This is a genomic window from Sutterella seckii, from assembly GCF_009183815.1.
In the GTDB taxonomy this organism is placed as follows: Bacteria; Pseudomonadota; Gammaproteobacteria; order Burkholderiales; family Burkholderiaceae_F; genus Sutterella; species Sutterella seckii.
Map to the genome: position 1 here is coordinate 1 of NZ_WEHX01000104.1, position 7,474 is coordinate 7,474.

Annotated in this window: 7 protein-coding genes, 1 tRNA gene and 1 pseudogene; 6 read left to right on the plus strand and 3 right to left on the minus strand. The window is 61.6% G+C overall.

From position 1 onward, the window contains the following. On the plus strand, window positions 1-142 hold a 142-nt coding region (locus GBM95_RS10350; RefSeq protein WP_152159023.1), incomplete at its 5' end, for a zinc ribbon domain-containing protein. A gap of 84 nt (window positions 143-226) precedes the next feature. Here GBM95_RS10350 and coaE read toward each other — a convergent pair. The 3 genes from coaE to GBM95_RS10365 form a co-directional block, all read right to left on the minus strand. Further along, window positions 227-835, minus strand: a complete 609-nt coding sequence (gene coaE / locus GBM95_RS10355) for a dephospho-CoA kinase (RefSeq protein WP_152159024.1) — start codon at window positions 833-835, stop codon at window positions 227-229. Window positions 836-899: 64 nt separating this feature from the next. Continuing rightward, a tRNA-Pro gene (locus GBM95_RS10360) sits at window positions 900-976 on the minus strand. A gap of 21 nt (window positions 977-997) precedes the next feature. After that, entirely contained in the window at window positions 998-1,996 is a 999-nt protein-coding gene (locus tag GBM95_RS10365; RefSeq protein WP_152159025.1) for a polyprenyl synthetase family protein, read from the minus strand. 312 nt (window positions 1,997-2,308) lie between these two features. On the opposite strand from GBM95_RS10365, the gene rplU reads away from it, so the two are divergent. From rplU to GBM95_RS10390, 5 genes and pseudogenes are all read left to right on the plus strand, one after another. After that, window positions 2,309-2,620, plus strand: a complete 312-nt coding sequence (gene rplU / locus GBM95_RS10370) for a 50S ribosomal protein L21 (RefSeq protein WP_139688518.1) — start codon at window positions 2,309-2,311, stop codon at window positions 2,618-2,620. Between the two features lie 34 nt (window positions 2,621-2,654). Continuing rightward, window positions 2,655-2,918 (plus strand): 50S ribosomal protein L27, encoded by a 264-nt coding sequence (gene rpmA, locus GBM95_RS10375; RefSeq protein ID WP_139688519.1) that lies wholly within the window; start codon window positions 2,655-2,657, stop codon window positions 2,916-2,918. Between the two features lie 173 nt (window positions 2,919-3,091). Next, window positions 3,092-4,182: pseudogene (gene obgE, locus GBM95_RS10380) on the plus strand (GTPase ObgE). An 85-nt stretch (window positions 4,183-4,267) separates the two neighbouring features. Then, window positions 4,268-5,386 (plus strand): glutamate 5-kinase, encoded by a 1,119-nt coding sequence (proB, locus tag GBM95_RS10385; protein ID WP_152159026.1) that lies wholly within the window; start codon window positions 4,268-4,270, stop codon window positions 5,384-5,386. A 151-nt stretch (window positions 5,387-5,537) separates the two neighbouring features. Beyond that, window positions 5,538-7,283 carry a proline--tRNA ligase gene (locus tag GBM95_RS10390; RefSeq protein ID WP_152159027.1) on the plus strand — a complete coding sequence of 582 codons (1,746 nt, stop codon included), beginning with the start codon at window positions 5,538-5,540 and terminating at the stop codon, window positions 7,281-7,283. The last annotated feature ends 191 nt before the right edge of the window (window positions 7,284-7,474 follow it).

Genomic DNA, 7,474 nt, shown 5'->3' on the forward strand with positions numbered 1-7,474 from the left:
ATGGACTTGCCCGCACTGCGGTAGTCATCACGATCGCGACGTCAACGCTGCAGCCAACATCCGGGCAGAAGGCATTAGAAAATTGAGGGCGGAGGGGCTGCCCGTCCTGCGGAGAGAAACATCCTCTCCCAATGCTCGCTGAGGTCGTGTAAATCCCGGAGACATCCGGGTTGTGACCAAAGAAGCGAGAAGCCTCGCCCAATTCGAAGAATTGGACGGGGAGTAGTCACGCGCGAATCTGAGGAAGAACCGCTTCTGCCCAAGAGCGCACGCGTCCTTCGAAGCGTTCCTTCGTGCAGTCATTCATGATGACGTCGTCTGCCGCGAGAAGCCTTTCCCGGCGCGACGCCTGAGCGGCCAGAAGGCGCTTTGCGGCTTCCGGGGAAAGCCCGGAACGCGTCCGAAGCCTTTCAATCTGAAGCGCTTCCGGCGCATCAATCACCAGAATGCGGTCGGCGCGCTCCCGTGCGGCAGGGCTTTCAATCAGAAGCGGGCAGTCGTAAATGACGACGGGGGCGTCCTTGTGCACTTCGTAGAGCAGGCGGTCCACCCTGACGGCGAGCTTCGTGTGCACGATGGCTTCAAGCTTTCTTCGGGCGTCCTTGTCGCGAAAGACAAGCTCGCGCATCTTCGGACGGTCGAGCGCGCCGTCGGGCGCTGCCATGGCGCTTCCGAACACCCGGATGATTTCGGGCATGGCCTCGCCGCCCGCAGCAGTGAGCGCGCGGGAAACCTGGTCGGCATCCACAACGGGGTAGCCCATCTCGGCCAAAATTGCCGCGGCGGTGCTTTTGCCTGATCCGGCGCCTCCGGTAAGTCCCAGAATCCAGCCCATGAAAATCCCCCGATGCAGATAAGAGAAAAGGCGCTGTTCCTTGCGAAACAGCGCCTTTGAAACCTGGTCGGGGTGAGAGGATTCGAACCTCCGACTCCTACGTCCCGAACGTAGTACTCTACCAGGCTGAGCTACACCCCGAGATCTTCATCGTTTGAACGCTTATCGATCACGTCTAACAGTGAAGGACAGTAATTCTAGCAGACTTGAATTAAAAATGGAAGGGGGAATTTGAGAAAGTGCCTTGCGGCCTCTTTCGAGTTCCTGTTCCGCTCGCGTCTTGCAACGATCAAGAGTGCCGGATCTTATCACGATGGAAGTGATTTTGTCAAAGTCTCCGTCGCCTTTTCGGACAGCCTCGTCGATGAGCGCCTGTTCCTCGGGCGTGGCGGAGGCCCTGGCATAGATGAGCGGAAGCGTCATCTTGCCTTCTCTCAGGTCGGCGCCGAGGTTTTTGCCGATGTCCTTGGCAACGCCGGTGTAGTCGAGAATGTCGTCGGCGATCTGGAAGGCGTTGCCGAGCGCGAGCGCGTATTCGGCGACGGCTTCCTCCGCTTCAGGCGAGCATTCGGCAATGGCGGCCGCCATGCGGGCGCCGGCCTCGAAGAGGCAGGCGGTCTTCCGCTCAATCACCCGGAAGTAGCGCGTCTCATCGACCGAGGGGTCGTGCGCGTTCACCATCTGAATGACTTCGCCTTCAGCGAGGCGGTTGGCGGCGTTTGAGAGCGCCTCCATGACGCGGAGGTTCCCTGCTCGGACCATCATCTGGAAGGAGCGCGTGTAGAGAAAGTCGCCCACGAGCACCGCCGCGCCGTTGCCCCAGCGGGCATTGGCCGTCGGACGGCCGCGGCGCATGGCGCTTTCGTCGACCACGTCGTCGTGCATGAGGGTTGCGGTATGCAGAAGCTCAATCGTGGCGCCGAGGTAGCAGCAGAGATCGCCCTTGTAGCCGAGCGCGCGGCAGATGAGGATCAGGAGCGCCGGGCGCATGCGCTTGCCGCCCGCGCTCGTGATGTAGTCGCTGATCTCATGCATGCGGCTCACGTCGCTCGCGAGTTCGCTGCGGATCACGTCGTCGACCGCTTTCATGTCGGACGCAATGGGGGCGAGAAGCCGGCGCACGAGCGCCTTCGGGTCTTCGGCAGAAGTGGTTTGAGTCATAGTGCTTGGTTGCTGCCTGTTTTCATGTGTCCGGCAATCATCCGAAGATGAAGCCGGAAAGAGAGAAACAAAGTATAACCAAGGGCATTGCGCCCGCCCTCTGCATGATCTCGGATAGTCGTGCGGAAAAATGGGAATTTCGCTTGACGCGCCCTTCGTGCGGGTGAAATAATGCGCCTCTTTCCACGCAATGGACGCGCCCAGAGTGTGTCTGCCGGGGATTCCCTCCGGCCGCACAGGCACGTCGAGTACAAAAAGGCTTCGCATAAACCTGGATTTTCGGGTTGAAGCGGGGCGGCGAGGTTTATTTACATGTACGCGATCATCAAGACCGGCGGTAAGCAGTACCGCGTCAGCGTCGGCGATTCTGTTCAGGTCGAGCTTCTCGGCCAGGACGCCGGCTCCCAGGTTACCTTCACCGAAGTTCTCGCTGTTTCCGGCGAGGACGGCCTCAAGGTTGGCAAGCCCGTTGTTGAGGGCGCCACTGTTACGGGCACCATCACCAAGCTCGGCCGTACCGACAAGGTTCGCATCTTCAAGTTCCGCCGTCGTAAGCACTCCATGAAGTCTGGCGGCCATCGCCAGCACTTCGCTGAAGTTCGCATCGACGCGATCAATGCTTGATTGGTTCTTAATTCCTCTCTTTGAGTAAAAGAAAATGGCACATAAGAAAGGCGGCGGCTCTACCCGCAACGGTCGTGATTCCAAGGCGAAGCGCCTTGGCGTGAAGGTTTTCGGCAATGCGGCCATCAACGCCGGCGGCATCATCGTCCGTCAGCGCGGCACGCAGTTCCATGCCGGCGACAATGTCGGCACGGGCAAGGACTACACCCTCTACGCGCTTGTCGACGGCGTCGTCAAGTTCGAAGTGAAGGGTGCGTTCCATCGCCACTACGTTCACGTCGAACCGACGGCCCTCTGATCTCCTCTGTATTTGAGATCAGCCGGCCGGACGAAAGCGGACTTCTGCTCCTTATGAAGCGGAGGTCCGTTCCGGATCGAAAAAAAGCCCAGTGCGGATCTCCCGGCTGGGCTTTTGCGTTATAAGCATCCTCAATCTTTTTTTATTCCCCGACATTTTTATCGAGGCCTATTGTGAAATTCGTCGACGAAGCCAGAATCGAGGTTCAGGGCGGCAAGGGCGGCAACGGCGCCGCGAGCTTCCGCCGCGAGAAGTTCATTCCGAAGGGCGGCCCTGACGGCGGCGACGGCGGCCGCGGCGGCTCCGTGTGGGCTGAGGCTGACCGCAACATCAATACGCTCGTCGACTATCAGTACACGAGAAAGTTCTTCGCTCCCGCGGCGAAAACGGGCGCGGTGCAGACTGCTACGGCGCGGGCGGCAAGGACATCGTCCTGCGCATGCCCGTGGGCACGATCATCCGCGACACGGATACGGGCGAAACGGTCGCCGACCTCGCTGAACACGGCGCCCGCGCGCTTCTTGCCGCCGGCGGCAAGGGCGGTCTCGGGAACCTTCACTTCAAGAGCTCCGTCAACCGCGCTCCGCGCCAGTTCACGCCGGGCGAACCCGGTCAGTACCGCTCGCTCGAGCTCGAACTCAAGGTGCTCGCGGATGTGGGCCTTCTCGGGATGCCCAATGCCGGCAAGTCCACCCTCATTTCGGCGGTGTCCAATGCCCGCCCGAAGATTGCGGACTATCCCTTTACGACGCTTCATCCGCATCTCGGCGTGGTGCGCGTGGGGCCTGAGCAGAGCTTCGTTCTTGCCGACGTTCCCGGCCTCATTGAAGGCGCTGCGGAAGGCGCCGGCCTCGGACACCTGTTCCTCCGTCATCTTTCGCGCACGAAGGTGTTGCTCCATGTGATCGATGCCTGCCCGATCGACGAATCTGTCGATCCCTTCGAGCAGGCGCACGCGCTTGTGGACGAACTCGAAAAGTACGATCCGGAGCTTGCCGCCAAGCCCCGCTGGGTGGTCCTCAACAAGATGGACCTCGTCCCCGAAGAGGATCGCGAGGCGCTCATCAAGAAGTTCCGCGACGCCTTCGCCCGCGAGCATGAGCCGGTATTCGCCGTCTCCGCTGCCACCCGCGAGGGGCTCCCGGAGCTTGTGAACAAGCTCGCTCAGAAGATCGACGAGGATCGCCGAGCCGAGCAGCAGTTCTTGGACGACGAGCGCTTCGACGAAGCGCGCAATACTCCCTTTGATCCGGCTGCCAATTAAAGACGCCTGACGAGATCCTCTTTCCCCCGGGCGGAGCTTTTCTTCAGGGAAGCATGCGCCGCCCGAATTCTTCGAAGGTCGCAACATGACTTCACTCTTAGAGAATGCCCGCCGCATCGTCGTCAAGGTCGGCAGCGCGCTCGTCACCAACGAGGGACGAGGCGTCGACATCGAGGCGATCGAGCGCTGGGCGCATCAGATTGCTGAGCTGCGCGCCATGGGGCGCGAAGTTGTGCTCGTGAGTTCCGGCGCCATTGTGGAAGGCATGAAGCGCCTCGGCTGGACCACGCGCCCCTCGCGCGTGTGCGAGCTTCAGGCGGCCGCCGCCGTTGGACAGATGGGTCTCGTGCAGGCCTATGAGGAGCATTTCGCCGCGCACGGCATCGGGACGGCGCAGATTCTCCTCACACATGCGAACTTGGCCGACCGCGAGCAGTATCTCAATGCCCGCATGACCCTGATTGAGCTTCTTTCCCTCGGGATCGTTCCCGTCATCAACGAGAACGACACCGTGGTGACTGAGGAAATCAAGGTGGGCGACAACGATACGCTGGGCGCCCTCGTCACGAACCTTGTTGAAGCCGATGTGCTCGTGATCCTCACGGATCAGAAGGGGCTCTATACGGCGGATCCTCGCTCGAACCCGGATGCGGAATTCGTCGCGGAAGCCACTGCCGGCGACCCGAAGCTCGAGAAAATGGCAGGGGGCGCCGCGAGCCAGCTCTCAAAGGGCGGCATGATCACGAAGATCCTCGCCGCAAAGCGCGCCGCGCGTTCCGGCGCCGGCACCATCATTGCCTCGGGCCGGGAGGAAAACGTGCTCGTGCGTCTGGCCGAGGGCGAGCTGATCGGCACGCATCTGAAGCCCGCGTCCTCGGTGCTTCACGCGAGAAAGCAGTGGATTGCGGATCATCTGCGCTCCGCCGGCCGGCTCGTGCTCGATCCGGGCGCCGTGCGCGCGCTCCGCGAGAGCCACACGTCGCTTCTCCCTGTCGGCGTCAAGGCCGTTGAAGGCGACTTCGTGAGAGGCGAAATGGTGGTCTGCGTCGACGAGGAAGGCCATGAGGTCGCCCGCGGGCTCGTGAGCTACGCGAGCGATGACGCCCGCCGCATCTGCCGCGCGCACACGGAGGACATCAGCCGCATTCTCGGCGCCTGCGATGCGCCCGAGATGATCCATCGCGACAATCTTGTCGTGCTCTGAATTTAAAATATCTCCCGCTTTTTTTGCCGCTTCCGCATGACTGCCAATCAGCGCTCGCGAAAGCGGCTTCAACACTCCCAAACGCTTCCCGCAGGAGCACGAGAGGGCAGGTTGCCCCTGAAGCTCCTTGAGGAAGCCGGAATTGAATCCTATGCGAGCCCGTTCATTCTTTATTTCGACTCTCAAAGAAGCCCCCGCCGATGCCGACGTCATCAGCCAGCAGTACATGATCCGCTCCGGCATGATCAAGAAGCTTGCCGCGGGCGTCTACACCTACATGCCTCTTGGTCTGCGCGTCATCCGCAAGATCGAGAAGATCATCCGCGAGGAAATGGTCCGCGCGGGCTCGATTGAGCTCCTCATGCCGATGGTTCAGCCGGCGGAACTCTGGCAGGAAACCGGCCGCTGGGAAAAGTACGGTCCTGAGCTTCTGCGCATCAAGGACCGCCACATGCGCGACTTCGTGATTCAGCCGACTTCCGAAGAGGTGATCACGGATGTGGCGCGTCAGGAAATCAAGAGCTGGCGTCAGCTCCCCGTCAACTTCTTCCACATTCAGACGAAGTTCCGCGACGAGCGCCGTCCGCGCTTCGGCGTGATGCGCGGCCGCGAATTCACGATGAAGGACGCGTACTCGTTCGACCGCGACGAGGAAGGCGCCGGGAAGTCCTACGACAGGATGTACGAGGCCTATCAGAGGATCTTCAACCGCATCGGCCTCGTCTTCCGCGCCGTGCGCGCCGACACGGGCTCGATCGGCGGCTCCCGCTCGCACGAGTTCCAGGTGATCGCGAACGCGGGCGAAGACGTCATCGCCTACTGCCCCGATTCCGACTACGCGGCCAATATTGAGCTTGCGGAAGCTTCCTCCGTGCTCCCGGGCCGTGCGGAACCGAAGGAAAAGATGGAAAAGCGCGCGACTCCGGGTCAGGAAAAGTGCGAGCTCGTGACCGAATATCTCGGCATCCCGTTCCTTTCCTCGATCAAGAGCGTCGTACTTGCCGCCGACCGCACGAACGAAAAGGGCGAGCCGCTCCCGGCGAAGATCGTCCTTGTGCTCCTTCGCGCCGACCATGAATTGAACGAAGTGAAGGCGGGCCATATTCCTGAACTGAAGGAAGGCTTCCGCTTCGCGACCGACCAGGAAATCCTTGCCGCCTTCAGCTCGAAGCCGGGCTACCTCGGCCCCATCGGCCTCAAGGGCGACGTGGCGGTGTATGCCGACAAGACCGCGGCCGACATGAGCGACTTCTGCTGCGGCGCCAACGAAGAGGGCTACCACTACACGGGCGTCAACTTCGGGCGCGACCTGCCGGAACCCGTCGTGATGGATCTGCGCAACGTCGTCGAGGGCGACCAGTCGCCCGACGGCAAGGGCGTACTCCGTCTGCAGCGCGGCATTGAAGTGGGCCACGTCTTCTTCCTGGGCACCCGCTATTCGGCTCCGATGCAGGCCAACTTCCTCGACGAAAACGGCAAGCCCCAGCCCATGCAGATGGGCTGCTACGGCATCGGCGTCACCCGCGTGGCGGGCGCCGCGATCGAGCAGCGTCACGACGACAAGGGCATCATGTGGCCCGACGCCATTGCCCCCTTCGAAGTGGTGATCTGCCCGATGAACTACGCGAAGAGCGAAGCCGTCCGCGCCGCGGCCGACAAGCTCTATGAGGAGCTCCTCGCGAAGGGCGTCGACGTGATCCTTGACGACCGCGACATGCGCCCCGGCGTGATGTTTGCCGAGTGGGAGCTGATCGGCGTGCCGCACCGCGTCGTGATCGGCGACCGCGGCCTCAAGACGGGTGAAGTTGAATACGCCGACCGCACGAACCTCGCCGAAAAGACGATGGTGAATGTTGAGGAAGCGGCTGACTTCGTTGCTTCCCGCGTTGCGCGCTGAGAGAAGAAGAGCACTCCCCTGAGAGGTGAGTGCCTGAATTTTCTCCAATAAAAATTCGCCCGGTCCGGCAGTGATTGCCGGGCCGGGCGAAGTCGTCGTGTGCCCGGCATGGGCGATTTCTATAGGGTGAAAGTCCCGATGAGCAGGAGGTAGTGCCAAGCTCACAGCCAGAGGCAAGGGTGTCCGTCGTG

Bases quoted from the DNA above. Each gene is read 5' to 3' on its own strand.
- coaE (WP_152159024.1), bottom strand. From the start codon at position 835: ATGGGCTGGATTCTGGGACTTACCGGAGGCGCCGGATCAGGCAAAAGC.
- GBM95_RS10365 (WP_152159025.1), bottom strand. From the start codon at position 1,996: ATGACTCAAACCACTTCTGCCGAAGACCCGAAGGCGCTCGTGCGCCGG.
- rplU (WP_139688518.1), top strand. From the start codon at position 2,309: ATGTACGCGATCATCAAGACCGGCGGTAAGCAGTACCGCGTCAGCGTC.
- rpmA (WP_139688519.1), top strand. From the start codon at position 2,655: ATGGCACATAAGAAAGGCGGCGGCTCTACCCGCAACGGTCGTGATTCC.
- proB (WP_152159026.1), top strand. From the start codon at position 4,268: ATGACTTCACTCTTAGAGAATGCCCGCCGCATCGTCGTCAAGGTCGGC.
- GBM95_RS10390 (WP_152159027.1), top strand. From the start codon at position 5,538: ATGCGAGCCCGTTCATTCTTTATTTCGACTCTCAAAGAAGCCCCCGCC.